Here is a 25,439-nt window from a genome sequence, read left to right on the forward strand (position 1 = left end):
AGACGCGATCATCAAGGTCACGGCATGCGCCATCTGTGGTTCCGGTCTGCACCTGATGGGCGGCTTCATGCCGACGATGGAGCATGGCGACATCCTTGGGCACGAGACCATGGGTGAGGTCATTGAGGTTGGTCGTGATAATTCGAAGCTGAAGGTTGGCGACCGCATCGTTGTGCCATTCACGATCTGCTGTGGGGAATGCCGGCAGTGCAAGTGGGGCAATTGGAGTTGCTGTGAGCGCACAAATCCAAATGGTAAGATGCAAGCCGAAACGTTCGGCTATCCGCTAGCCGGCCTATTCGGCTTCTCGCACATAACCGGCGGCTTCTCCGGGGGCCAAGCGGAGTACCTGCGTGTCCCCTACTCGGATATCGGCCCGATCAAGGTTCCAGATGGTCTGACGGACGAGCAAGTTCTCTTCCTCAGCGACATCTTCCCGACGGCATACCAAGCCGCCGAGCATTGCGACATCACTCCCGAAGACACTATCGCGATTTGGGGTTGCGGCCCCGTCGGCGTCTTGGCAGTCAAGTCGTGCTTTCTTCTTGGTGCCAAGCGCGTTATCGCCATCGACACCGTACCGGAGCGGCTTGCTCTTGCCCGGCAGGCGGGTGCTGAAACCATCGATTTCGGCAAGCAAAACGTCCAGGAGACCATCATGGAGATGACCCATGGTCTTGGACCCGATGCGGTCATTGAAGCAGTTGGCATGGAAGCACATGGCGCCGATACCTTGGCGCAGAAAGTCAGTTCCGCCGTAATGGCGGCTACAGTGAGCATGGAGCGTCCGTTCGCACTGAACCAAGCCATTCTAGCCTGCCGGCCAGGAGGCATTGTATCGATGCCAGGCGTGTTTGCTGGACCCGTCGGGCCAGTGGCATTAGGCGTTCTGATGAACAAAGGTCTGACGTTGAAAACGGGTCAGACGCACATGATCCGTTATCTACAGCCCTTGCTGGAGCGGATCCAAAAGGGAGAAATCGACCCTTCATTTATCATCAGCCATCGGTCTAGTTCTCTTGAGGACGGGCCGGCCCTCTATGAGGCCTTTCGCGACAAGGCCGACAACTGCACAAAGGTCGTGTTCAAGCCGCATGGATAAAAATGCCGGCACAATACACGTCACGGAAGGCGATCAGACAAAACCGATCCCCGACATAGACGTCTAGTCACATAGTGAAGGAGATATTCATGCCAGAAGATAAGCACAGCAAAGCGCTCGACCTGACAGATGCAGCGCTTGAAAAGATAGTTGCAGGTGACGAGAAGGCAGCCGATCGGCTAATCGAGCAGGCAAAAAAGCTCGACCCCAGCGCGCCGGGAGAAGTTCTACGTGATCTTGATGAAGATGCTTCAAACAGTAAGAGCCAGTAGGCGAGTTCCAAACAGACGTTTCTGGTGCACCGGTGATGGAGCTACACGTCGCCGTCCAGAATAGACAGAGCAGATGGTTGCTGCCACCAGGCAGATTGACTGTGTCTCCATACGGCGACGGGACGGCTACGTCTCGCCGCGACGGGGAGCCAAATTGAAAACAGTCGATCGAACCGTAGTGTTTATCGGCACTGTCGCGTTACTGGGATGGCTTTGTACAAAGCCTCGGGCATCCACCTCTCGTGCACATGCGTCCGCTATAAATTTAAAAGAAGAAGCCCAATCATCCCCCGAAAAAAAAGAGATAATCGGGAAAGAATTGGCAGAAAAGTCAGCTGGAGCCAGCGCATCAGGTCCGAGCGAGATCCCGGCGAAAGGTTGGTGGCACGTCCTCAAACGGGCGGCAGCTGGACTTTCCGACGACCGGATCATGACCGAAGCCGCGGGCGTGACATTTTATACACTGCTTGCCCTTTTTCCATCTGTGGCAAGCTTCATCTCAATTTATGGGCTGGTCGCTGACCCGTCGAGCATAGCAGATCAGATCCAGAGCTTGAACGGTATCGTACCAGCTGGCGGCATCGAAATCGTAAAAGACCAGGTGACTGCCCTCACGTCCGGCGGAAGCAAGACCCTGGGATGGGGAGCGATAATCGGGTTGGCCACCTCGTTGTGGAGCGCCAATGCTGGCATGAAGTCGTTATTCGGTGCCTTGAACGTCGTCTACCATGAACATGAAAAACGCAGCTTTGTGGTTTTCACTCTCACGGCGCTCAGCTTCACTCTCGGGGCGATTGCCTTTGTCATTGTTGCTTTGCTCGCCGTTGTCGCACTTCCGATCTTTCTTAATTTCGTAGGTCTGAGTAGCGTGACGGACAGCTTGCTGAGGGTACTTCGTTGGCCGTTCATGCTTGTAGTTATAACTGGTGCGCTGGCCCTGATTTATCGCTACGGGCCAAGCCGTACCAAGGCGCGCTGGCAGTGGGTGAGCTGGGGTGGTGCAAGCGCGGCGCTGCTTTGGCTCGTAGCCTCCCTAGGCTTCTCGTACTACGTTGCCAACTTCGGTAGTTACAACAAGACCTATGGAACGCTTGGAGCGGCCATCGGCTTTATGACTTGGATCTGGATCTCCAGCATAGTGGTTCTTATGGGTGCCGAGCTCAATGCTGAACTGGAGCAGGAGACAGAGCGCGACTCAACGATCGGACCTGAGAAGCCCCGTGGCGAACGAGGTGCTTTTAAGGCTGATATCAAGACCTGAGCCCGTGGCTTCTGTAACGCTGAGTAGAGCAGTTGTTAATCTTTTAGCAGGTGCAAAGCTGATTAGAAGATCATGACGAGTGGCTAAACCTGGTCCGGCCGCCACGGTGCAATCACAACCTTTACCCGCGCGTTCCCATGCTTCAGAAGCATTCTATGAAGGCGTGCACCGCGGTTGGTGTGCAGGACATACTCCCACCAGCGTCGCTTCACTGCTTCCGGGATCATAACGGCGACAGACCGGCCCGGCGTCTCCTCGTCTAATCTAGCGATGAACTTCAGCAGTGGCTCATGCATCTCCCGGTAAGGTGCCGGCAACAACATGAGGCGCGGCGCTTTAGTTCCTCTGGTTTCAAGAGGGGCGACGATGTCCGTCTGCCATTGCTCTTTCAGTCTCTTGCCATCGTCATCTGTGTCAGGGCCAGAGACGCGAAGCAGGTGGATGGCGATCACATCAGGCGAAAGAGTCATCGCAAACTGCAGGGCCTGATCGGTCATGCGGTTGCGGCCCTCGACCGCAACAAGGATCGTTGGCGGGTCAGCCTCCTCAATCGTGAATGGGGCGGAGCATTGAAGGCTGGCGTCGAGTTTGTCGTAGTAGAGGTGGATCAGATACAGCGCGACGATGATGGTTGGGATCGCCAGCACGGTGATCCAGGCGCCGTCGATGAACTTGGCCGCGAGGATAACGAGCACCGCCACCACCGTCGTGCCGGCGCCCAGCGCGTTGATCGTCAACCGTCCTGCATGGCCGCGCCCTTGCCGGCGCCAATGGACCACCATGCCGATCTGGCTCATCGAGAAGGTCAGGAAGGCGCCGATGGCAAATAGTGGAATCAGGCGGTCGGTGATGCCGCCGAATAGGATCAGTAGCCCGCCTGCCGCTACAGTCAGCACGAAGATCCCCACCGAGAAAACCAGGCGCCGGTCGGCAACGGCGAAGGCGCGGGGCAGGTAGCCATCCTGCGCCACGATGCGGCACATGCGAGGAAAATCAACGAAGCTGGTATTAGCCGAGAGGCTGAGGACGGCGAGCAAGCTGGCCATGGCGACGTAGTACACCACGCCACGCCCGGCAATCGCGGCGGTCAACTGCGACAGCACGCTTTGATAGTCGGGCTTGGTCTGGTCCATCGCACCCACCGCGTAGAAATGCGCCACGATCGCGATCCCCCCCAGCAGCAAGCCCAATACGAGGCAGATCACGGCAAGCGTCTTGCGGGCCTGCCCGATCACCGGTTCCTTGAACGCGCTGACACCGTTCGAGACGGCCTCGACCCCCGTCATCGCGGTACAGCCGCTAGCAAACGCCCGCATAAACAACCATACGCCGATGGCACCGGAAGCGTCGCCCAGATGTGGCGCCGCAACTACCGGGTGCGGGTGGCCGCCGGTGACGACGATGGCCCATAGTCCCGCGACGAGCAGGCCAAGGAAGCTCACCACGAACACGTAGGTCGGCAGCGCGAACAGCCAGCCGGCCTCGGGCGTTCCGCGCAAATTCGCCATAGTCACCAGGGCCAGCACAACCAGGCAGAGGGTGAGGGTCCAGGGCTGCAGGGCGGGGATTGAGGAGCTCAGCGCGCCAACCCCTGCCGAGATGCCGACGGCCACGTTCAGGATGTAGTCCACCATCAGGGACGCGGCGGCGAGCAAGCTGGCGTTGCGGCCGAGATTTTCCCGCGCGACCGTGTAGGCGCCGCCATTGCTGGGATAGGCTACGATCGTTTGCCGATAAGACAAGTAGAGAATGGCGAGCAACACCACGATCGGGGCCATCACCCAACCAATCCAGGCTAGGCTCGCTGCGCCGAGCGGCATGAGGATGGTGAGCGCCGCTTCCGGGCCATATGACGCCGAACCAAGTCCGTCGAGGCCCATGGCAGGCACGGCCTCGAACCAGCCAAGTTTGCGCGTGCCCTGTTCACGATTGGACAACCGGCGACCGAAGAAAAGAGTGGCCAATTTCATTTGCACAGGTCTCGCCGCTTGTCCCGTAGGGCAACGCACTGCCGGTGTCATGTGTTCAAACTGATGAGGCGGGGGATTGCGTATCCAAGATCCCTGGGCGGATACGATTTGATAAGACTTGGCCAACCCCTCTCATCCCAAGATGCTCAGTCAGCGCCGGACCTATCGAATGATAGAGGAATAGTTCCTCCTCTTTCACCATCTATTGGAATTAAGCGCACGATTCAGTGCGCACACGGTATCGCCGACAACCCCTGTCGCATCAGCGCGTAGATGGCCGAACACTTACAGGGGTATAGTACGATGGACGGCGACGCCAACGGAGACAGGCTGCACGAGATCTACCACCACCGGTCTGCGGAATATGCATGCTCTCGAAATGACGGCGATTGAGATGACCGCGCGGCAAGTCGAGCGCCTGGAAAACTACCCGGAAATGGAGGCCCGCCTGCGTCAGCACCACACTGAGTCGCAACAGCAGGCCAAACGCCTCGAGGATATCCTGGCTCGGCACAGAACTGACTCTTCTAGTCTGAAGAACGTCGTGACCGCAGCGATGGGCGATGTGGCGGCCGTGCTACACGCGCCTGCTCCTGACGAGATCCTGAAGAACACCTTTGCCAACTTCGCATTCGAGCACCAGGAGATTGCGGCATATACCAGCCTTATCGCTATGGCCGTGAAGATTGGTGATACGGAATCGTTTCCGGTGCTCAAGCAATCTCTGTCGGAGGAACAGACGATGGCGGACTTTATCGGGACCCAGATTGTTCCTACAACGACACGGTTTATGGATCTTACACAAGCGGGCAACACGGCTGGCGTTTAGCGGGCGTGGGGCGCGTCCTGTAGACGCGCCCCACGAACACGGCACGAGCTATAGCGCACTGATGAAGATGAGCCCCAGACCTGGCTACAATTCTAAAGGCTGACTTGACTTACCTGCAGGCAGCTCAGCACTCCTACTGATAACCCCCAGTTTCCTCTCTCTCCTTGGCAGCATCCTCCTGAACCCTTGTGTCGACCTTCTTCATCACGCCAATGTCATCAGACGGCTTCTTCGCAGGCTGTGCGTCTTCATTCAAAGCAGTTCTATCATTGTCCATCATATGGCCTCTCGATTGTCGCCTAAAGTGAACCATCGGTTGTGCTAGAAGTTCCTCTGAAAAGGACCCTGTCGGCTACGGCGCCCGCACGGCACGGTCAATATCATGAACTAAGGACGCTGAAGGTCTACAGGCCAGAACGGCCTGAGACTACCGGGGAACTGCGCTCACATTGTTGCTTTGAGGGACCAATAGGATTATGTTTCGTCAGGAGATTTGATATGATCGTCAATAAAAAAATAAGTCCAAGCAAGCCGAGCAAGCTGACCTCGACGACGCCCTCGACGATACGTTCCCCGCTAGCGATCCTCCATCCCAAACCGATCCGACGCATGGTGTCCACTCGGCGCCGACCTTGCCCACCGAAGATGCGGTGCGCCAGCGTGCCTATGAGCTTTGGGAAAAAGCCGGCTCGACTCATGGCAATCACGAAGAGCACTGGGCGCAAGCGTTGAGCGAAATCCAAGCCGAGATGGGCGGTGCAAGACCCGGCTGAATGACTTTAGCGGTAGGCCCTGTTGATGATGGCGCATGGTCGCGTTTGACAGCCATACCTGCTGTCTGCATGCCCGGCAACTCAGTAACCGGGCATCGTGGCTGCTCTAGTCTCACTCTCGGGAATAATCGACACTTTGCCATCACGCTCGATAACGGCATAACGTACCTGTTCAAGCCGCATTAGCCCTTTCTGGCGAACAGCAGCCATGACATCGCTTTCGAGCATACGCAGGGTGCGCATCCGATCCTGATGCCACTCACCTTTTTCGTACACGATGATGGGGGTGCCGTCCACGATACGGCCAAACCAGGCGAGCCTCTGCTTCAAGGCCGATATGGAGACATGCATCAGGCCAATCGAGAGAATTGCGCTGACTGCTGCCACCATAGAATGATCATCCGCCAACACCGCCGACATCAAGGCCCCACCGAAGAGAAATAGAACCACGATATCAAATGGCGCCATCATGCTTGCCATGCGACGCCCGATCAGCCTCACCGCCAACAGAAGTATCAAATACGCGATTGCAGCTCGAATGATGACGCTCATGGTAGCACAAACTGGGTCCAACGTTGAGCTGCATAGCCCTCTCTCTGCGCGATCAACTCATTCGGGCCCAATGACATTGGCTGCAGCATGAGCCTCAGCTTGGCATCGCGTGTCCCCGGGGAAACGGGGATGGTCATCACCATGCCGCCGTCCACAAGCCGAGTTTGTAGTGGCTGTGGTTCAACTCTTTGAAGTCCCATGGGCTCGACGATGTTGGAGCCGACGAAAATATCGATTGTTGAAGATACCGAAGCATTATCAAAGTTGAACGTCACCTGCGTGCCTGCTTGGGATCGTGTTACTGGCTCAAAGTCTACAGTCAGACCAGCACCGTCGGATTTGGCGGTTTCATGGCTGTAGGGTCCACGACCCAGAAGTCCAGCAATTCCAGCAGCCACGAACAGCACCATAATCCACCGGCCGATCTGCTCGGCCCGGCGCCAAAGACGCTCGAAACGTTGGTCAAACCCGACCTCTAGCTCTTCGTTGACGCGGTCCGCACCTTGCATGAGGGGTGAACATTGAGCGTCAGGCCGAGTTGCGTCGGGGGCCGAGCACGTTGGCCGATATAACGCTGGGACGGTAGCCAGGCGAGTGCCGGGAGCGCCCGGCGAAGACATTAGAACGGGGTAGCCCTTCGCTCGAGCACTTGGAGATCTGGTGCACTATGGGCCGCTAGGAACGAGATCATCCGGTCGGCCCCCACACCTGTAGAAATGGTCATTTGCCCCCCAAAAAAGTCATGTTACTGAGGGGATGCAAAGCGGTTCAAACCATGTTGCTTTAGGAGGATGTGGTGATGAGAACTTATGACTGACTGTCAATCAAATCAAACAGCCGACCGAAGCTACAGAAAACCTTTTTGTTGAGAACAGGGTCCTGGCGTAGATGCGACACCAAAGCTTGCCAAGCCAGTGGCACTGTGAAATGCAAGATGGGTGAGATCTCGTGTAGCGCTTCGATCGTCAAGCCAAATCCGTCCGACGTAGGGCGCCCTTGTCGATAAACATCGTGCCGCCATTGAACAGCACTAGGTTGAAGTTATGATTGCCACCGAAGGTTGGCTCCAAGGCAGCCAGTCCAATAGCACCGGCGGCTCCTCGGCGAGGAACTTGAATCGCAGCGCCAGCATGGCTTGATTCGAACACAACATTCTCTGTGTATTGATGACCGCTTTAGGCGCACTTGTTGAACCTGATGTGAACAGAAGCTCGGTGACTGTCTCTCCGTCAACCCTTGCGGCTGCTATGTCGACAGCGTGTGTCGAGCTATCCGAACCCTACACCGGCCTTCGAGGCGATTCGCGACCATCTGGCAGACTATGCCGGTGCAATGGACGCGTAATCAGAAAAGGCCGCACCCTGCGACAGGGTAGCGGTCTGATAAGCCGTTGCTGGTGCCCTCTACCACCGGATCGGCCGTGCGGCAGTTAGATTCAATGACCTGAACGTATGCATCGCCAGCCGCCCCTACAACAGGCCGGAGCTTACGAGTGAAGTGATGCTGCAGCGCTGCGGATATGTGCCTAATGGTAGCGCGGCATGCATCACGCCGTCGTGTCGCGGTTCCGATCTCCTCCCACTGGTCTTCCACGTTTATGTCCAGACTGGAGGATTCCACATGAAGACCTTTCTGATAGAAGGTGGGATGTCTCGACCCAAGTATTGCACGGTCAACGGTTCATTGAGCCACCTGTGAACTCATCCTCCAGTAACGCAATTGAACATGCAACTGTATTGCTTTACTTCATTGGGAACTTCTGGAAAATCCATGCGTCAATCAACCTGACCTTTTCAAGAGTTAAGCCGTGCGGTTGCTAAGCCCTGAAGTGCTGCAAGCCCTCCTGTCTCTCCCGATTCAAGGCGGCTGGATAATACCCGTCGAACCATATGCCCCAGCTTTGAGTGGTATGTTGGATGACGACACCATCCTCATCGAAGAAGACACAATGCCGGAGGATGGCGATGGACCGTGGCGTGTGCGGCTCACCGAGGCGGGGATTGAAGCTCTGCTTTCCTATCGGGAATAGACCGCATTAGACCCTGAGGTGGGTGCCTAGAGCGAAGGAGGTCAATCCGAGTGATAACTCGCACGTCCGTTACAAGACCAGCTAATACTATGCAGAGCTACACGGAGCTTGATGCCGTTGTGGCCAACATTTCTGGCCCGCCAGAACTCGTCCGTCGCGAGAGCCTTGGCCGCCTTGTCCAATCGTAGCCATTTCGCCCGGGGTTGCCCACGTCATGAACCCCACGGCTGTCAGACTAGGCGCCACTGACTTCGAGTCACAGCGCCGTATCATGAGCCGCTAGTGAAATCGGTTCAAGCATGCACGGCGTTGCGTCTGTTATTAACGAAGAAGGGTATTGCCCGAGTGGCACACTGCAGAGCTTCCCGTTCATGCTTATTTTCCGATAAGGAAGGTCAACTCCGCTCGCCGCTCGAGCTTTTGTTGACTTCATCTCTGCAGAGATCCAGGCGGATCTAGACCGTACCTCGCCTCCCGCTGCCGGTGATTAACCCTAGTGACAATAGAAACTCTGCTACCGAGAAAGGCCGTCGCTGAGGTTGTGCAGGCTGTCGATAGCCGGGTGTGGGCAACGGTCGCGATGTTTGTGCGCGGCGGTCACGCGTAACCGCCAATTTGAAGGTGACAGAGGGAGGGCTTGGCAAGCCCTCCTGTTGAGCCACTAAGATCGCCAAAAGGGTTTCCGAGCCTCATATTCTAGGTTTATCCCGTGAGCTTGAGTATCCCCTCGCATCCCGGGCATAATATCAGAGATCTCGCGTAATTGCTCGCGCCTGCGGTATCGGATTATGGCGAGATTTATCTTAGAGCACCATTTGTCAGCGAACACCAAGAGCGCTGTCGGCGAGGTGCCTCCATAAAGCCGTTTAGATCGCCAATGCTTGGTTCGCCGAAAAAGCACGGTGTTTGAGGCACGATATACCGGTTGGCTTCTACGCATTGGGCTTTCTGCCAAATTGATCGTCATCGCGCCATTGACCCGCGGGGGCATCAGGAGGTCATGTGCTTGTACCGACGCGTGACCAGGGTTCACGGACGAAGCTTGAGCCAAGAAATCGTCACGAGAAGTAGCAATGCTACGCACCATACGGCTGGATGCCGCCTTCAACAATGCAGGCATCAACTGCATGGGCGCGCCGATGCTCGAATCGGAGGACGAGTTCGACAACGTGGTGAATGTGAATCTCGGCGGCGTCTGGAACTGCATGAAAGGCGAGCTTCGCATGATGGAAGCCCAAGGCAGCGGTACCATCGTAAGCGTAGGCTGATGGCCGCCTTGCCTGGCTGACCCGTTTGGGCATTTTTCACTGTATGAAAAACATCGAGATCGTGGCGGTCGCAGAGGCTGCCACAGTGGCAGCCTCTGACGCAGCTTTTCCTTCCCGGATCGAGATCGTCACGGATCGGCGACCCGCCTATAGCCCGGCTTTTCGGGCTCGCATGATCGAGGCCTCTCTGGTGCCGGGGATCCGAGTGCCGGATTTGGCCCTCCAACACGGCATCCATGTCAGCCTGATCTACCGGTGGCGCCGGATGGCCAAGTTGGAGGACAAGACTCAATCCCCGAGGCCGTCCAAGCTTGCACAGCGGGCGGCCGCGGGCAAAACGATGGCCGTCAATCCGCCGGTCGCGTTTATCCCCATTGGCGTCTTAGGGCGCCCTGAGGGGGAGACCCCGTCGGCCGCAGATATCGCTGCGCCACCGTCGAATGTGTCGCGGCACGAAGCGTATGACCAACCCGGCATGATCGACATCCACATGGCGGACGGAACCCGGCTGCGTGTGGATGCCGCCGTCGATGAGCAGGCGTTCCGGCGCGTATGGAGCGTGCTGAGGGCGACATCATGATCCAGGTCGCAGCGGCCACCAAAGTCTATCTGGCGTGTCGCCCAGTCAGCATGCGCTACGGCTTTGACGGCCTGGCAGCTCAGGTGGGACCGGTGCTGGCGGCTGATCCGTTCTCGGGTCATGTTTTTATCTTCCGCAGCAAAAGAGCGGATTATCTGAAGATCCTCTATTACGACGGCACCGGGCTGTGCCTTTTTGCCAAACGCCTGGAGCACGGCAAGTTCGTTTGGCCGCCGATCGTCGACGGCGGCATGCTGCTGACGCCCGCGCAGATGGCTCTTCTGATCGAGGCTATTGACTGGCGGCGGACCGTGGCGCCGGAGTTGCCGCGCAGGCCGGTGGCTGTTTAGCGGGACGTATTTGCGGCGGAAAATGCTGTACTGCAGGGATCGGTTCCGATAGAATTGCACCATGTCCCTGGTGAGCGAACCTCTCCCGACCGATCTGGATGCGCTGCGGGTTTTCGCTGAGAGCCTGCAGGCGGAATTGGCGCACAAGGATCGCGAGATCGCAGCCAACGCTGCCGAGATATACGCCAAGACGCTCCACATCGAAAAGTTGAGGATGCAGCTCGCCAAGCTTCAGCGGGCGCGTTTTGGCCGGTCTTCGGAGAAACTCGATCACGAGATCGATCAGCTCGAACTCCTCATTGGCGAACTCGAAGAGGATGCAGGCGAGAGTGAGGCTCGGGACAAGCCTGCCAATCCCGGCCGTGGCGGCGTAGAGCGCAAACATCCCGTGCGCAAGCCTCTCCCCGCCCACCTGCCGCGTGAGGTCATTACCCATGACCCAGGACGTGTCTGCCCCGGCTGCGGGGGCACGACATTCAGCCGGATCGGCCAGAACGACCGCGACGTGCTGGAATTTGTCCCGTCCAGCTTCAAGGTGATCCAGCATCTGCGGCCCAAGCTGAGCTGCCGATCTTGCGAGACGATTATCCAGGCGCCAATGCCGCCGCTGCCGATCGAGCGCGGCCGCCCGGGCCCTGGGCTGATCACTCACGTGGTGGTGTCGAAATACTGCGACCACATCCCGCTGCACCGACAAACGACAATCCATCTGCGTGAAGGGGTGGAACTCGACCGATCGACGCTGGCCGACTGGGTCGGCCAGGCCATGTTCCTCCTCGCCCCTCTGGCCGAAGCCATCGGGCGCCACGTCCGCGCGGGTGTGGCTCTGCATGCCGATGACACAACGGTGCCAGTGCTCTCGCCCGGCCTGGGGAAGACCAAGACCGGTCGCCTCTGGGTCGCCGTACGGGACGAGCGGCCGTGGGGATCCAATGTGCCGCCAGCGGCATTCTACCGCTACTCGGCGGACCGCAAGGGCATCCATGTGCCAGCGCTCCTGGGACCCTATCGTGGGTTCCTGCATGCCGATGGCTACAAGGGATTCACCAAGTTCTACAAACCGACGACGCCAGCCGGTGATGCCCCTCTGGTCGAAGTCGCGTGCTGGAGCCATGCCCGGCGCTACTTCTTCGACGTGCATCATAAAACGGCGTCGCCGATCGCGCTTGAGGTCATGGAACAAATCGCAGCCTTGTTCGCCATTGAAGGCCATATCCGGGGCCGCCCTCCCAACCTACGCGCCAACACGCGGCTGGAAAACGCTCAGCCGAGGCTAGATCGATTGAAATCGTATCTCGACAGCCAGATCACCCGGATCAGCGGCAAGAGCACCCTTGCCGAGGCGATCCGCTACACGTCGTCCCGGTGGACGGCGCTGACACGATACGTCAGTGACGGTCGGCTCGAGATGACCAACAATGCGGCCGAGCGAGCCATGAAGCCCCCGGTTCTCGGCAGGAAGAACTATCTATTCTGTGGATCCGATGCCGGAGGCCAGCGCGCCGCCTGCATGTACACCATCATGGAAACCGCCAAGATGAACGGCGTCAATCCGCAAGCATATCTGACCGACGTCCTGAGCCGCATCGCCGAACATCCCATCCAACGGGTCGATGAGTTGCTGCCATGGGCCTGGAAACCATAACCCATTGCTGCTCGCCGCTGAACGGCTAATACCGCGGCCAGTGGCCGACGCTTACGTACCATCGTCAATTGCTCGTCCATCGGCGGCATGCGTGGCTCGAAAGGACGCGCTGCCTACTCAGCCAGCAAGTTCGGGATTGTCGGCCTGACCCGAGCCGCAGCGCTCGACTACGCGGCTCACGGCATCCGTATCAATGCGGTGTGCCCTGGGATCATTGGCAACACCCCGATGGCTGTGAAGGTTACCAAGAACAATAATCCTGACATCGTCAGGGCTTTCGTAGCTGCTGAGCCCATTGGACGCATTGGCGAACCGGATGAGATAGCGGCAGCCGTTCTGTGGCTGTGTAGCTCAGCCGCGAGCTTCATGCTCGGACAAGCTATGGTTGTCGACGGCGGCATCCTGGCGTGAGTGGTCAGAATTATACCAGCTATCAATCGTCCCTTAACCTTGATCAGCTCTCGCGTATCCTGTTTTGGTGTACCTTGAGAGCAGAGAGGAGACTCAAACCAGACGTTCAGAAGGCAAGATGTGGCCGGAAGCGGACTGGCGGCTATGGAGCAAGCGAGCGCGAAAAGCAGACATCTGCTGCCGCTCACGTTTCGGAAGCGTTCCACTCGACGTGGAGCTTCAACTCCATCCGAAGCGGTCGACGCCGCTGGTTGTATCAAGCTGGTTGGCTGATCGGCGACGCGTGCAATCATGGTCAAGGACCCCGCTGGAACACTGCGTCAAGACGGCTTCATCGCCTGGATTTTGGATATCTCGATAGCTGGTTGTGCCTGCGGCGCGATGGCGACCATGACATCGACTAAGGCCCGACATTCAGCCCGTCCGGTGGCGAGTAATTCACGGAATGACCGAATGCGCGACATGCTCCAAAGCATGAGCGCGATGACCCAGCTTGGGCAGCCGTTGATCCGCCTCTTCGACCGCGGATACACGCTGTAGCCGAGGCCTTGGATCAGCGCGTAGCTCTCGTGCACGCCGTGCGCGAGGGCGCGTGCCTCCCGCCAGGTCGCGCCGCCCTGGCGCCGTTCTCCGGCCACCGAGACGCTCTCGAACGCCACGCACATCGGCACATGGCACCGCAGCCAGAGCGGCATGTCGGGTTCGAAGGCAGCCGGCATCCCCGCGGACTTGAACAGCTCCACCCAACGCTGTTCACTCATGATCGTTTTCTGACCGGCCGCTCCGATGGTCGCCTTCAGCTTGCCCTCGCTGCTCAGTGTGGCTTGCACGAACGGCATGCCGAAGGAGCAGCGTTCCGCGCCGACCATCTGCTGCAGCCGATCGGGATCGAAGGTCACGAACATGAATTGGACCCAGCGCGCCGCGCTTCGCTGCAATGTCGGAAGCACGGCATCGACCTGATGCGCGAGCAGGGTGACGATGACTAGGTCGTATGGGATCGTCTCGTCCAGCGTCTCGGCGACGCTGACACTGGCCCGATCGCCTTCCACGTCGACGATGCCGCGGTCGTTTTGCAGCTGCCGGAGCCGATCGGAGTCAGGCCGCGCGACGACCGTGACATCGTGGCGGCCGGTCTTTGCCAATTGAAATGCGAAAGTGCTGCCGATCTTGCCCACCCCGAGTACGGCGATGCTAAGAGGTGCGGTGTGAGTTTGCGGCTTAGGCATAACATCCTGATCCTACTTGTTTCGTCGAACGGCGCTGAACCCGAACAATCAGATCTATCTGGTTCGCCATGTTCAATGCAGACACCATGAGGGGCAACTGCTATGATAGTAAAGTATGTAGATCATAGTAGTATAATGACTGATAGGATCGTTCGGGACCATCGTGGACAGTAATCAGCTTGGAGCCTTTTTGCGGCTTCGCCGCGCGAAGCTTGATCCGGGTGCACTTGGCTTTGCGCCGGAGCGCCGTCGTACCCCAGGGCTACGTCGCGAGGAAGTGGCGCAGCGTGCGAGTATCAGTTCAACCTGGTACACCTGCCTTGAGCAGGGGCGGGGTGGTGCACCGTCTTCGGACGTGCTCGACCGCATCTCACGGGCCCTGATGCTCACAGATGTAGAGCGTGAGCATCTTTTCCTGCTTGGCCTCGGCCGGCTTCCCGAAGTGCGTTACCAGAAGACCACCGGCGTCGCACCACGGCTGCAGCGCGTGCTTAATACGATCGACCCGGATCCTGCCTTCATCAGAACGGCAACTTGGGACCTAGTGGCTTGGAACCGCGCGGCAACGTTTATGCTGACCGACTTCGCCCAGGTGCCGGCTCAGCAACGCAACCTGCTCCGTCTTGTGTTTCTCGATCCTCGGGCACGCGCCATGCAATCCAACTGGGTAGATTCGGCACGGTTCGTGGTAAGCGCCTTCAAAGTCGACGCGGCGCGGGCCGGCGCGGCCTCGGATGTTGCACCCTTGGTCGCCGAACTTTGTCGCTGCAGTCCGGAGTTCGACATAATGTGGCATGACAATGAAATCCGCAGTTTTGGCGAGGGTGCCAAACACATACAGCACCCATTGCTCGGCGCGCTATCCTTCGATTACTCGGTGTTCGCGGTGGATGGCCGCTCCGATCTAAGCATGGTGGTGTACGTCGTGACGACAGCGGCCGCTTCGAACCAGCTTCGTTCGCTGGTCGAGGTGTCTGGGGTCGGAGAGCGCGCACCGTTGGTGGGCAAATCCACACCGCCAGCATCGTAGGATCGCGGAAGTCCGGCTTCAGAACAGAGGATGAGATAGCGGCCGGTTACCGTTCAGACGGCGGCCAAGCTGCTCGCCTGCGGAACTCTGCCGAGCTCTCATCCAGGAAGACATAGAGGGCAGCGATCCTGCCATCCCGCACGATGATCACGTCCCATCCCGTGTAGTCGGGGGCTTCACCGCGTGGGCCCGAGCCCCATGCAAGCCGACCCGCATTGTGCAGCACCTGTGGGTCGCCGCTGGGGGTATAGGCATAGTGAGGATGGGTTGCGGTTGCCCGAAGGTCACCGGCGAATTGGTCGATCGCGCCGCGTCCACCGACCATGCCCGGCGGCGCGTCCGCGGCCCCGAATTCGTCGATGGTGGCGCGGCGACGGCCTGCGTCGCCTTCCCCGAAGACCTTCTGAAGGTTGCGGCTGAGCAATTCGCGGATGCGATCTGGCGACTCATTAGGCTGGATCATCGTCTGTCTTCTAACAGCCGGCCAAGCAGTTTGCAGAGGCGAGCAGTGTAGAACAGCGTGGAAAATTCACCCTCTTAGCGGGGTGATCGGCGTTCAAAACTGACCCCATTCGATCTGTGATGATGCCGCCCATGCAGATGGGTGGTTGGGGGAGATGCTGGTTGTGGATACGATCGCCCGGATCAGGCGGGCGCACTTTGTTGACGGTAAGTCGATCAAGCAGATCGCTCGGGAGTTCGAGCTTGCCCATAACACTGTGCGGCGGGTGCTTCGCTCGAAAGAGACCGCTTTTTCGTATGAGCGTGCAGTGCAGCCGCGACCCAAGCTTGGTGCCTGGACCGAGGCACTTGATTGGCATCGTCACGAGGCCAGGCAGCGAAGACGAATCGAGTAACGATTCGCCGGCACGTCAACAACTTAGGGAGCCGGATCGCGGTCCAGCCTGCTCGCTTCCCGGGGCATCCACCGCCGCTTCAAGCGCGAGGTGGCTCGCCAGCGAGCAAGCGCCCGGCAAAACGTAGAGCCTCACCGGACACCAGGACCGGCGACGGCTAGCGGCACGAGCAGGGCGTCAAGATCGACAGCCAGCTCGGGGAACGTCGTCATGCCGGTTTCGGCGTTGAGGTGCCTGCCCCCATGGATAATCTGCAGCGGCGCCCCGAGACGCTCCGCGATCTCGCGGCTGAACTGCAGGGGAACGTAGGGGTCGTCGTCCGCAGCATAGCAGGCGACGTCCGCTCCGCATCCCGCACGCACCGCCTGCCAGTCGAGCGGCGCGAAGAACGGAGCGTTGATCGGATCGTAGTCCGGCAGATCGAGGGCGCCCCAAAAGCCGGCGGCAAGGAACGCGCCACGATACGGATCTGCGGTTCCGGTGCGGCCAGCGAGGCGTAGTGCGAATGCCACGCCGAGGCTATGGGCGACAAGGACCGTGCGCGAGCGCGATGCGGCGTCGTCCACCTGCCGATCGTACGCGTCCAGCCACGCCTCGAGCGATTGGCCTTGCGGGGTGGGGAAGCGAGGCAGGAGCGCCTCATGTCCTGCCGCCCGAACGCGCTCGGCCAACCAAGGGAACCAGTTCGAGTCCGGGCGGCCATAAGCGCCGTGGAGAATTACGACCCGCAAGCGTCCATTCCTTGTGTCGTCCATGCCACCGTCTCCCATTGTGGTGCTCTACCGAGCGCCAAGCCGTCGCGCCGCAGCCGTTGCACGACCGTTCCCTCCAACATCTCTAAACGGTCCTAACCCAAGAAGACCTGACCGTTGAACAGGTAAAGGCGCGAACTGAACACACTGTTCTCGCGGCGCGGTCCGTGTTCTCCGCATAGGCCTCCCTACGCGCTCGCCCGCCGCCGCGTCCAAGAGCGACGCCGCGTTCATACCGTGCTCGTCCAGGAGAGTCGCGACGACGGCCGCGTCCGAGACGTCGAAGTCGTCCGTCCATATGGCTTTCAGAATGGCGTTCAACCGGTCGCACCAACTTGGGCGTGATCAGCTCTGGGTCTTGCGGATGCAGCTCTCCAATTCGCATCGCCCTGGCTTGATCCAGCACCATCAGGGACACAGCGGCCGAGTGGCGCCGGGTTCCCAGGACGTGGTCTCGCTGATTCAGCCGATATCGACCTTCATAGCGATGTCCCAGGAGCCGGCGCCGTTCTTGGCCAGGCCAATCATCATTAGGCCGAGCGCCTCGAGCGTTTGTGCCATGTTTAAGCCGCCGACATCGAGCGGACGCAGCTCGAGACTTTCGAGGAACGTAGAGACCCTCGCCTTGGCCTCCTCATCGTCGGCCGCGATGAACGCGTCGAGGCGCCCACCCTTGGCAAGGACGTGGCCGAAGATGGTGTTGAACGCCTTCACGAAACGCGCGCCTGCGGAGGCGCCCTTAGCGATCTCCTGAACACCAGAACTGCCGGCTGGGGTGACGAGGCCCGTGGCGTCGGGAGAGACCGGGTTGGTGATGTCGATGATCACCTTGCCGTCGAGTGCATCCCCGAACTCGGCCACCACCGCCGCAGCGCTGCTGTAAGGCACGGCGAGGATGACGATGTCGCCCGTCGGCGTGGCGCCGTATGTTCCGGTGGTCGCTCCGGCTGCAAGCTTGTTGGCGAGTGCCTTCGCCTTGGCGGGATCGCGGCTGACCACCTCGACCGTGTGTCCAGCCTTGGCGATACGGCTGGCGACCGCTGTCGCCATGCCTCCCGAGCCGATGATGCTGATAGTGCTCATGTGAAGTCTCCTGGTGAATTGGGGTATCGCTCTCATCGCGACATCGCGGTTCGCCGGGCCCGTTGCGACCCGGCTGCCTGCCGTCAGCTCATCAGGCGGCAGGAAAGTAGTGGCCGTTGTCTAGGTCCTTGATCAGGCCGGGCTGAGTGGGTTCCCAGCCGAGGATCTTGCGCGTGATGGCGTTCGAAACTGGGGTGTCCAGCGTGACCAGATTCGCAAGGAACCCAAAATATCCCGGCAGCATCAGCACGTCCGCAGGGATGGGTACGACCGGTAGGTTGAGACGGCTGCCAATCGCCTCGGCGATCTGACGGTACGGAATAGCCTCGTCGGCAACCGCATGCCAGTTCCTGCCAGCAGGGCTTTTCTCCAGCGCCAGGCGAAACACGGCGGCCAGGTCACGGGCGTGCACGGCCCCCCACCGGTTCGCACCGTCTCCGGGATAACCAACGATACCCTTTTCCTTCGCCAGCCCGATTAGCAGCGGAAGGAAGCCGGCCTTATCGGTCGCGCTGTGCATGATCTCAGGAATCCGCACGATCGAAGACCGCACGCCCTTTCCGGCGAGGCCAAGCACCGTAGTCTCCACGATATTGCGGACCCGCAGGGTTCCTTTGTACGCATCGCCGCCGGGAAGGGGCGGATCTTCCTCGGTGGCTGGCCGGCCCAGACCTTCCCATCCGGGCGAGCCAACGCTTCCCGACGCGACAAGCGGCTTTCCGCTTCCCGCCAGGGCGTCGCCATAGGCGAGCATGATCTGCAGCTCCGCGGCCGCCACGGCGTTGATCCCACCGGTTGGAATAAGATCCTGCCTGTGTGCGACGTGGATGACGCCGTCCGAGGCCGCGGCCCCTTCCTTGAGCCCCTCAAGATCCTCAAGGCTGCCGTGACGCACCTTCGCGCCGAGCGCGGACACCGCCGCCGCGGCCGCGTCCGACCGGGCCAGAGCCGTGACCTCGTGGCCAGCGGCGATGAGATCGGAGATGATGTACGGACCAGAATGGCCGGTCCCACCAGTGACAAAAACGTGCATGCTATTATCCTTGGGTGATGTGAGTCCGCGGAAAGCTCAGCCGAGAAGGCTGACGCCGACCGCGAAGTCGGTGTGCTTGATGGAGTAGGTCATGAGGCCCAGCGACAGCAGGCAGACGTGCTCCAACGTCCGTGCCACTGGCAGCAGCCCGATATCCATTGGGCGCAGTCCGAGGCTCTCGACGAACGCTGAGACGCGTGCCTTCGCCTGTGCGTCGTCTCCGGCGAGGAACACGTCCAACGGGTGGCCTTCGACCGGACCGGCAGCCAGGACGTGGGAGAACTGGGTGTTGAACGTTTTGACGACTTTGGCATCGGCGGGGACGGCCTTGGCGATCTCCTCCGCGCCTGAACTGTCCTCAGGAGTCACGAAGCTAGTACGGTCGGGGGCGACGGGATTGCTGATGTCGACGAGAAGCTTGCCAGCCAGCGCTTCGCCGTAATGCTTTACCACGTCGAGAACGGCGGAGTAGGGAACCGCCAAGATAACAATGTCTCCGGCCGGGGCTGCGCCGAACGTCCCTGCCGTCGCGCCGGCTCCGAGCTGCTTGGCCAGCGCCCGCGCCTTGGCAGCGGCCATGCTACCTGAGCCGATGATAGTGATAGTGCTCATGTGCAGTCTCCTCGTGCGTTGGGCGCGGCCCATAACTTGTGACTGCTACGGTCGCTGGATCTTGTGGACCGCTGAGCCAGACCTAAGTTATGGAATCTGGACCACTGATCCGTATATGCGGTTCAGTGATCCGGTTATCAAGGTGACCCATGCGAGCCGACGCCAGAAAGAATTACAGCCACATCCTTGACGTCGCGCGCGAGGTCGTCGCCGAGCACGGTATCGATGCGTCCATGCGCGATATCGCTCGCCGGGCTGATGTCGGGCTGGCGACGCTGCTCCGTCATTTTCCGACGCGAGAAGCCCTGTTTGAGGCGTTGCTGTGCACGAACTTGGACGCCTTGACGCAGAAGGCGGACAAACTCGAAACGTCGAATGCACCTGGCGAAGCGCTCGTATCCTGGTTTCGCGCCTGGGTGGCGTTCGCCCAAACCCATCAGGGCGTGGTCAGCCTAATGGCGGCCGCCCACACGGACACGAACTCCGCTCTTTATGCTTCGTGCGCAGCGATTCATTCAGCGAGCGCGCGACTACTGCTCCGTGCTCAGGCCGAAAGAGCGGCGCGTGCTGATATGAATGGAGACGATCTTTTCGGCCTAATGTCGGCGCTCGGCTGGCTCGTCGACCTACCTTCCTTCGCGCCGCGGGCCGACCATCTCGTTCACATCATCACGAGTGCCATCCTGACCAACCCGTCGAGCAACCACCCCACCGTGGCGTATTGATCAAGGCAACCCGCATCGGGGATGCCAAGCTACTGGGCCAAAATGGCTCGCGAACCGCCAGGACAGCGGCAGGCTCGTCCAGGAACGCTCCGAGGAAACGATCGGTCCCGAGCTGGACGGCGAACCCGAGCCGCATGTGATCCCAACGCTTGGTACCGGCCAGCTCGCGATCGGCATCGCCGAGGTGGGAGCCATCGCTGAGCGGACCTCCTGTACGTTAGCCGCGCGACTGGGACAGGCCCGCGAAAAGCAGCGCGTATGCGGCGAGCCTTCGAGATACGAACTCGGTGAAGAGCTGAACGCGCTTCGTCCTGCGTGTCTCCCCCTGTGTGAGAAGCCAAACCGCACCGTACATGTGCAAATCGGTGCCCGGCACTCTCACCAGTAGGGGATCGGCATCGCCAATGAAGCACGGCAGTGTCGTCATACCGAGACCCTGCCTTACAGCGGCGATTTGCGCCTCGACATCCGTGGTCCTAAATGGAGCCCCCGTGATGCGAACCTCACCCTCGCCGGCCCACTCCGGAATGCCATGAATGCTTATGACGATCCAGCGGATGGGATCAGGCGCTCTCGCACGCCATGCGGCTAGCCGATCGTAGGACATGTAGACGCCGCCGAACACCTCCGGTCCCTTCAGGCCGTGAAGGTTGAGCGGCAGGGTTTTGCGGTCGTAGACGACGCGGATCGCGACGTCGGCCTCTCGGTTGGTCAGATTTGCCAGCTCGCCGGTCGACATGATTTCCATCTCGATGTCTGGATGCAGAAGCGTGAAATCGGCGAAGTCCGGCATGAGCAGGTGTGTCGCTAAGGGCGGTGTCAGCGTCACCCGCAGAAGCCCGCGCACGCTCTGGTCGCGACCGAAGACACGCGTTTCCAATTGGTGCGACGACGCTTCCATCTGGTTTGCGAGCTCGAGGACTTCCTTGCCCGCTTCCGTCAGGCGGTAGCCTGAAGGCAGCTTTTCGAACATGTGCGCTCCGAGGCGTTCCTCGAGCTGACCGATGCGTCGCAGCACGGTCGAATGGTTCACCTCAAGGTGCCCGGCGGCGGCTCGCACAGAGCCTCCGCGCGCGACGGCAAGAAAGTAGCGAACGTCATCCCAGTCGATCATGGTGCAATGAGGCACCGCACGGTGCGCCGTTCAAAGCCCGTATCCAGCGAACCGTGTAGCAGTAGACGACCGTGTGAGTATATTCCGAAGGTAGCGGTAACTACAGTTTTGGGCTTTCTGGCTGAAGTAGCGGCTGGCGTAATCATCGGTCCGGATCAATTTTGCACCACCGATGTGCGCGCCTCCGCACTCAGTGTCTGACTCCAGCGGACCCATGTTGAGGTTCTCGGGTCCTCCCCGAACAACCAAAGGAAAAATCATGGGCAAGCTTGAGGGTAAGGTTGCAGTCATAACTGGTGGCGCTACCGGCATCGGCCTCGCTGCAGCAATACGCTTCATCGAGGAGGGTGCCTTCGTCTTCATCTTCGGCCGCCGTCAGGAAGCGCTCGACGCCGCTGTGGCCGCCCTCGGGCCCAATGCCCGCGCGGTGAAGGGCTCGGTGTCAGATGAGGCCGACCTCGACCGGCTCTACGCGGCGGTGAAGGGCGAGCGCGGAACTCTCGACATCGTCTTCGCCAATGCCGGGGTTGGAAGCCAGCTTAAGCTTGGTGAGATCACCGCCGAGCACATTGACGAAACCTTCGACATCAACGTGAAGGGAACGATATTCACGGTCCAGAAGGCGCTGCCGCTGATGGGCAAGGGTGGTTCGATCATCTTGACCGGATCGAGCGCCGGCACCACGGGCGCCCCGGCATTCACCGCTTACAGCGCGAGCAAGGCTGCCGTGCGCAACCTCGCGCGGACCTGGGCGGAGGACCTGAAGGGCACCGGCATCCGGGTAAACGTGCTGTCGCCCGGAGCGACGGCGACCGAACTCGCGAAGGCGGCGCTGGGCGAGGAGGGCCAGAAGGCCTACGGCGCGATGACGCCACTCCAGCGCATGGCCGATCCGGCAGAGATCGGAGCCGTGGCCGCCTTCCTTGCGTCGTCGGACAGCAGCTTCATGACCGCCAGCGAGGTCGCCGTCGACGGCGGCCTAGCTCAACTCTGACGCGCTACGCCCGGTCGGGCTCCATCCGGCGTTTGGAGCCCGAGCGGGCGGGGTATACTCAAGGAAAATACATATGAGCCACGCCATTATCGGCTTCGGCAAGATTGGCCAGGCCCTGGCCAAGGCGTTTGCCCGCAAGGGCATCGACGTGTCTGTGGCGACCACGCGCGACCCGGAAAGCTTTGCATCCGCCGCGGCCGCGATCGGACCCATGATTACTCCCAAAACACTGGCCGAAGCCGTCAAGGCGGACATCGTCTTTTTGGCCGTCCGTTTCGATGCGCACCCGGATGTCGCGAAGGCGCTCCCCACCTGGCAGGGGAAGACCATCATCGACGTGACCAACGCCTACGGCGTTCCCCCCGAGGAACACCATGAAAAGTTCATTAGAAAACTCTACACCTACGCAGAGGGGCAAGGATTAGATACAGACGAATTTGTCTCCATGTTCTCTGACGACGGATACATGTTGGATATGGCTTCCGGCACGAAGTTCCGTGGGAAGGCTATTGGTGACTCTATTGCCGCTTTAGCAAGTGCATTTCCCGACGTCCACCGTGAGTTACTCAGCATTTACGTTGCGGAGAACGTCGTCATTGTCGAAATCGCAATTCGGGGAACGCATAAAGGTGAGCTGGCTCTTGCTTCTGGAACTCTGGCTCCAACGGGGAAGTCAATAGATGCCCCGGTTTGCGATATTTATCACCTTGAGGGTGGGAAGATTATCTCCTTTCATTGCTACAACTTGCCTTCCGTAATGCTGCAGCAAATTGAGCAAAAGGACATGAGATTATCATGACCACAAAACCCCGCATCGCCATTGTGATTGGCTCGACTCGGCCCGGTCGGTACGCCGACAAGGCCGCTGGCTGGATGCTGAAACAGACCCAGGCCCGCAAGGACATCGAGGCGGAACTTCTCGACCTTCGCGACCATCCGATGCCGTTCTTCGATGAGAAGGGCCCGCCTATATCAACGCCTAGCGAGAACGCCGAGGCACTGCGCTGGCAGAAAACGCTCGCCCATTATGACGGCTTCGTGTTCGTGGTGGCCGAATACAACAGCTCGATCACAGGTGTGCTGAAAAATGCGCTAGACCAAGCCTATAAGGAGTGGATACGTAAGCCGTTCACTGCCATTGGTTACGGCGGGGCCGGAGCGGCGCGGGCGATTGAGCATCTACGCCAAATAACGGCTGCCCTGCAAATGGTTTCGACCGCAAACACCATCAACATCGGCGGCGCCGATTTCATGTCGACCTCGCCGATGGGTGCAAACAAGCCAATCGAGGACATCGAGGCACACCTGCAAGGCAAGGCCAAGTCGGCTTTGGATGAACTCGTCTGGTGGGTCCACGCGACGATGGCGGCGAAAGCCGCTGAGGCTTCATTGCGGCGCGGCCCGAACGAACTGGCGGCGTAGCGCCGACATCTGCGGCCATCGGGTCGGGGGATCAGCCATGCATCTCCCCTTCATAAGCCGCACGCTGGTCGAATGCCCAACCGTAAAGGAGATCTCGATGTACGACCAATCCAAGCTGTCCGAGTTGACCCGGTTCGCACGCGTAGAAGCGGGCTCCACCGTGATCGATGTTTATCCAGGCGACGGCGATTGGACGCGCCTCTTTTCCGACGTCGTGGGACCCGAAGGGCGGGTCTACAGCTTCGCGCCGACGAAATCGCCGCTTTAATGGAAGATCAGCTAGGCCGCATGCAGACACTCTCGAGAGCCGGGCCGAGAAAACGTCGAAGCCGTCTCGGCGGACCTCATCGCGATGCCGGAGGTCACGCAATCAGCGGATGTCCTGTGGTTGCACCTGTTTTACCACGATCTCCACACCAAGTTGATCGGAGCCAAGGGTGCGACTGCGGCCGACTTTTAATCGAGCCGCTTACAAATGGCTGAAGCCTGGTGGATCCTACGTTATCGTGACCACGCCGCCGCCGCCGGAGCGAGCACAAGCGACACCCCGTCGCTGCATCGAATCGACCCAGTGTCCGTTCGCGAGGAGGTTGAGACGGCTGGCTTCGTGCTGGATTCGCAAAGCACCATACTCGCGAACAAGGACGATCTGCATTCGTTTAAGGTGTTCGACCCCACAATCAAGGGCCAGACCGATCGGTTCGCCTACCGCTTCGTGAAGCCCTGACGGGTCACCCGTGGGATCATGAAGAAATGTGATCGCTTGGGCACCAACGGCTGTCAGATTCAGAAAACGGCCTCAGATTGGCGAACGAACTCAAGTTGTCGGAAGCGGCGGCCTACTGCGTCCAGCCGGGCGACCGCGCGCTTTGCTTCCAGCTTATGTTGCCGAGATGCCGAAGCGTAGCTTGACGTATGTGCTTGTTGAGGATCTACCGGCTTTCATCCCGCTCGTGGTAGCCATCAGAATGGGCGAGACGCAACGACACATTCTCCTGGCAATGGAGAGTTTGGACGCGCTGGGTGGCCTCGGCAAAGCACTACCTAAAGGGCTGGCTGGCCGCAAGACTTCTCGGTCTTGAGAACCACTAACATCAAACGGCGTCTCCGGTCTGTGAATGGCTGCTTTTGGGAGCTGTCGGTTCGCCTCACAATGTATGGAAGGCGTCGAACTTCGGCCCACCGCACCTAGTACTTCGACACGGAGGTTTTGACAGGTTGGCTGAAGACGCGACTAGCCCACATCCGCTACCCGCAAAGGCTGGTTCCGACCAATACCGGTTATAGAGCGCGGCGCAGGCGTACCCGAAAGCGGACCCGAGCATGGCGATCCAGTTAAAGAGTGATATTCAGTTTATTGATCGCTGATCAAGTTGGCGGGTTGAGCGGTATGATCGTATAGCCGCTCTCTTCCAGACCTCTGATCAACTCATAAGCTTCCGCCAAGTATCCCCGGTAGGGGCCGTGTCTATCAGCTTCCTGTCTATACTTGCGCAAGGCCGCCGCAAGAGCTTCTTCGCGCGATAGTTTGGCCATTCGGTGACGA

Annotated in this window: 27 protein-coding genes and 2 pseudogenes; 18 read left to right on the forward strand and 11 right to left on the reverse strand. The window is 59.6% G+C overall.

Annotated features, from left to right (window positions below; translation table 11 throughout):
- The 3 genes from GSQ76_RS12530 to GSQ76_RS12540 all read left to right on the forward strand — a co-directional run.
- Window positions 1–1,102, forward strand: a 1,102-nt coding sequence (locus tag GSQ76_RS12530; protein ID WP_158744252.1) for a zinc-dependent alcohol dehydrogenase, incomplete at its 5' end; no start/stop codon positions are given.
- A gap of 89 nt (window positions 1,103–1,191) precedes the next feature.
- Entirely contained in the window at window positions 1,192–1,374 is a 183-nt protein-coding gene (locus GSQ76_RS12535) for a hypothetical protein (RefSeq protein ID WP_158744253.1), read from the forward strand.
- Between the two features lie 154 nt (window positions 1,375–1,528).
- Window positions 1,529–2,635, forward strand: coding sequence for a YihY/virulence factor BrkB family protein (locus tag GSQ76_RS12540; protein WP_158744254.1), 1,107 nt, complete (start codon window positions 1,529–1,531; stop codon window positions 2,633–2,635).
- 83 nt (window positions 2,636–2,718) lie between these two features.
- Here GSQ76_RS12540 and GSQ76_RS12545 read toward each other — a convergent pair whose 3' ends face one another.
- Complete coding sequence (locus GSQ76_RS12545) at window positions 2,719–4,599, reverse strand: APC family permease (protein WP_216851031.1); 1,881 nt, start codon at window positions 4,597–4,599, stop codon at window positions 2,719–2,721.
- A 370-nt stretch (window positions 4,600–4,969) separates the two neighbouring features.
- Here GSQ76_RS12545 and GSQ76_RS12550 point away from each other — a divergent pair, with 370 nt between their 5' ends.
- Together GSQ76_RS12550 and GSQ76_RS12555 are read left to right on the forward strand one after the other, a co-directional pair.
- The gene (locus GSQ76_RS12550) at window positions 4,970–5,434 is read left to right on the forward strand and encodes a DUF892 family protein (RefSeq protein WP_158744256.1); all 465 of its coding nucleotides are present in this window, start codon (window positions 4,970–4,972) and stop codon (window positions 5,432–5,434) included.
- A gap of 632 nt (window positions 5,435–6,066) precedes the next feature.
- Window positions 6,067–6,207 (forward strand): DUF2934 domain-containing protein, encoded by a 141-nt coding sequence (locus GSQ76_RS12555; protein WP_158744257.1) that lies wholly within the window; start codon window positions 6,067–6,069, stop codon window positions 6,205–6,207.
- Window positions 6,208–6,288: 81 nt separating this feature from the next.
- On the opposite strand, the gene GSQ76_RS12560 is transcribed toward GSQ76_RS12555, so the two are convergent.
- A complete protein-coding gene (locus GSQ76_RS12560; protein WP_158744258.1) occupies window positions 6,289–6,759 on the reverse strand; it encodes a DUF421 domain-containing protein in 471 nt (156 codons plus the stop codon).
- Window positions 6,756–7,268, reverse strand: coding sequence for a hypothetical protein (locus GSQ76_RS12565; protein ID WP_158744259.1), 513 nt, complete (start codon window positions 7,266–7,268; stop codon window positions 6,756–6,758). The genes GSQ76_RS12560 and GSQ76_RS12565 overlap by 4 nt, the downstream gene beginning before the upstream one ends.
- Window positions 7,269–9,861: 2,593 nt before the next feature.
- Between GSQ76_RS12565 and GSQ76_RS12570 the strand changes: the two genes are divergently transcribed.
- The 5 genes from GSQ76_RS12570 (at window position 9,862) to GSQ76_RS12590 (ending at window position 13,042) form a co-directional block, all read left to right on the forward strand.
- Entirely contained in the window at window positions 9,862–10,056 is a 195-nt protein-coding gene (locus tag GSQ76_RS12570; protein ID WP_158744260.1) for an SDR family NAD(P)-dependent oxidoreductase, read from the forward strand.
- Between the two features lie 43 nt (window positions 10,057–10,099).
- Complete coding sequence (locus GSQ76_RS12575; RefSeq protein ID WP_158744261.1) at window positions 10,100–10,636, forward strand: transposase; 537 nt, start codon at window positions 10,100–10,102, stop codon at window positions 10,634–10,636.
- Entirely contained in the window at window positions 10,633–10,986 is a 354-nt protein-coding gene (tnpB, locus tag GSQ76_RS12580; protein WP_158744262.1) for an IS66 family insertion sequence element accessory protein TnpB, read from the forward strand. The genes GSQ76_RS12575 and tnpB overlap by 4 nt, the downstream gene beginning before the upstream one ends.
- Before the next feature lie 61 nt (window positions 10,987–11,047).
- Entirely contained in the window at window positions 11,048–12,631 is a 1,584-nt protein-coding gene (tnpC, locus tag GSQ76_RS12585; protein ID WP_158744263.1) for an IS66 family transposase, read from the forward strand.
- Window positions 12,632–12,691: 60 nt separating this feature from the next.
- Entirely contained in the window at window positions 12,692–13,042 is a 351-nt protein-coding gene (locus tag GSQ76_RS12590; RefSeq protein ID WP_256366980.1) for an SDR family NAD(P)-dependent oxidoreductase, read from the forward strand.
- A 320-nt stretch (window positions 13,043–13,362) separates the two neighbouring features.
- On the opposite strand, the gene GSQ76_RS12595 is transcribed toward GSQ76_RS12590, so the two are convergent.
- Window positions 13,363–14,271 carry a ketopantoate reductase family protein gene (locus tag GSQ76_RS12595; protein WP_158744265.1) on the reverse strand — a complete coding sequence of 303 codons (909 nt, stop codon included), beginning with the start codon at window positions 14,269–14,271 and terminating at the stop codon, window positions 13,363–13,365.
- Window positions 14,272–14,431: 160 nt separating this feature from the next.
- Here GSQ76_RS12595 and GSQ76_RS12600 point away from each other — a divergent pair, with 160 nt between their 5' ends.
- Window positions 14,432–15,301, forward strand: coding sequence for a helix-turn-helix transcriptional regulator (locus GSQ76_RS12600; protein ID WP_158744276.1), 870 nt, complete (start codon window positions 14,432–14,434; stop codon window positions 15,299–15,301).
- A 46-nt stretch (window positions 15,302–15,347) separates the two neighbouring features.
- Here GSQ76_RS12600 and GSQ76_RS12605 read toward each other — a convergent pair whose 3' ends face one another.
- Window positions 15,348–15,764: a nuclear transport factor 2 family protein gene (locus GSQ76_RS12605; RefSeq protein ID WP_158744266.1), complete on the reverse strand. Its 417-nt coding sequence runs from the start codon at window positions 15,762–15,764 to the stop codon at window positions 15,348–15,350.
- A gap of 154 nt (window positions 15,765–15,918) precedes the next feature.
- On the opposite strand from GSQ76_RS12605, the pseudogene GSQ76_RS31800 reads away from it, so the two are divergent.
- Window positions 15,919–16,116, forward strand: a pseudogene (locus tag GSQ76_RS31800) (IS21 family transposase); the annotation flags it as partial.
- Between the two features lie 173 nt (window positions 16,117–16,289).
- Here GSQ76_RS31800 and GSQ76_RS12610 read toward each other — a convergent pair.
- The 4 genes from GSQ76_RS12610 to GSQ76_RS12625 all read right to left on the reverse strand — a co-directional run bounded on the left by GSQ76_RS12610 (window position 16,290) and on the right by GSQ76_RS12625 (window position 19,638).
- Window positions 16,290–16,913 (reverse strand): alpha/beta hydrolase, encoded by a 624-nt coding sequence (locus GSQ76_RS12610; protein WP_158744267.1) that lies wholly within the window; start codon window positions 16,911–16,913, stop codon window positions 16,290–16,292.
- A gap of 459 nt (window positions 16,914–17,372) precedes the next feature.
- Window positions 17,373–17,993, reverse strand: a complete 621-nt coding sequence (locus tag GSQ76_RS12615; protein WP_158744268.1) for an NADPH-dependent F420 reductase — start codon at window positions 17,991–17,993, stop codon at window positions 17,373–17,375.
- Window positions 17,994–18,084: 91 nt separating this feature from the next.
- Window positions 18,085–19,026, reverse strand: coding sequence for an SDR family oxidoreductase (locus GSQ76_RS12620; protein WP_158744269.1), 942 nt, complete (start codon window positions 19,024–19,026; stop codon window positions 18,085–18,087).
- A 36-nt stretch (window positions 19,027–19,062) separates the two neighbouring features.
- Window positions 19,063–19,638 (reverse strand): NADPH-dependent F420 reductase, encoded by a 576-nt coding sequence (locus GSQ76_RS12625; RefSeq protein WP_158744270.1) that lies wholly within the window; start codon window positions 19,636–19,638, stop codon window positions 19,063–19,065.
- 149 nt (window positions 19,639–19,787) lie between these two features.
- On the opposite strand from GSQ76_RS12625, the gene GSQ76_RS12630 reads away from it, so the two are divergent.
- Window positions 19,788–20,363 (forward strand): TetR/AcrR family transcriptional regulator, encoded by a 576-nt coding sequence (locus GSQ76_RS12630; protein ID WP_158744271.1) that lies wholly within the window; start codon window positions 19,788–19,790, stop codon window positions 20,361–20,363.
- A 61-nt stretch (window positions 20,364–20,424) separates the two neighbouring features.
- On the opposite strand, the pseudogene GSQ76_RS32645 reads toward GSQ76_RS12630, so the two are convergent.
- Together GSQ76_RS32645 and GSQ76_RS12640 are read right to left on the reverse strand one after the other, a co-directional pair.
- A pseudogene (locus GSQ76_RS32645) lies at window positions 20,425–20,550 on the reverse strand (DUF4158 domain-containing protein); the annotation flags it as partial.
- Window positions 20,551–20,580: 30 nt separating this feature from the next.
- Window positions 20,581–21,477, reverse strand: a complete 897-nt coding sequence (locus GSQ76_RS12640) for a LysR family transcriptional regulator (RefSeq protein WP_158744272.1) — start codon at window positions 21,475–21,477, stop codon at window positions 20,581–20,583.
- Window positions 21,478–21,736: 259 nt separating this feature from the next.
- On the opposite strand from GSQ76_RS12640, the gene GSQ76_RS12645 reads away from it, so the two are divergent.
- From GSQ76_RS12645 to GSQ76_RS31105, 5 genes are all read left to right on the forward strand, one after another.
- Window positions 21,737–22,471 carry an SDR family NAD(P)-dependent oxidoreductase gene (locus GSQ76_RS12645; protein ID WP_158744273.1) on the forward strand — a complete coding sequence of 245 codons (735 nt, stop codon included), beginning with the start codon at window positions 21,737–21,739 and terminating at the stop codon, window positions 22,469–22,471.
- 73 nt (window positions 22,472–22,544) lie between these two features.
- A complete protein-coding gene (locus GSQ76_RS31095; protein ID WP_158744274.1) occupies window positions 22,545–23,270 on the forward strand; it encodes an NAD(P)-binding domain-containing protein in 726 nt (241 codons plus the stop codon).
- A complete protein-coding gene (locus GSQ76_RS12655; protein ID WP_158744275.1) occupies window positions 23,267–23,893 on the forward strand; it encodes an NADPH-dependent FMN reductase in 627 nt (208 codons plus the stop codon). The genes GSQ76_RS31095 and GSQ76_RS12655 overlap by 4 nt, the downstream gene beginning before the upstream one ends.
- Before the next feature lie 37 nt (window positions 23,894–23,930).
- Window positions 23,931–24,161, forward strand: coding sequence for a hypothetical protein (locus GSQ76_RS31100; RefSeq protein WP_216851034.1), 231 nt, complete (start codon window positions 23,931–23,933; stop codon window positions 24,159–24,161).
- 207 nt (window positions 24,162–24,368) lie between these two features.
- Window positions 24,369–24,620 (forward strand): hypothetical protein, encoded by a 252-nt coding sequence (locus GSQ76_RS31105; protein ID WP_216851035.1) that lies wholly within the window; start codon window positions 24,369–24,371, stop codon window positions 24,618–24,620.
- The last annotated feature ends 819 nt before the right edge of the window (window positions 24,621–25,439 follow it).

The sequence above is a fragment of the Acidisphaera sp. L21 genome, assembly GCF_009765685.1.
GTDB lineage: Bacteria > Pseudomonadota > Alphaproteobacteria > Acetobacterales > Acetobacteraceae > LMUY01.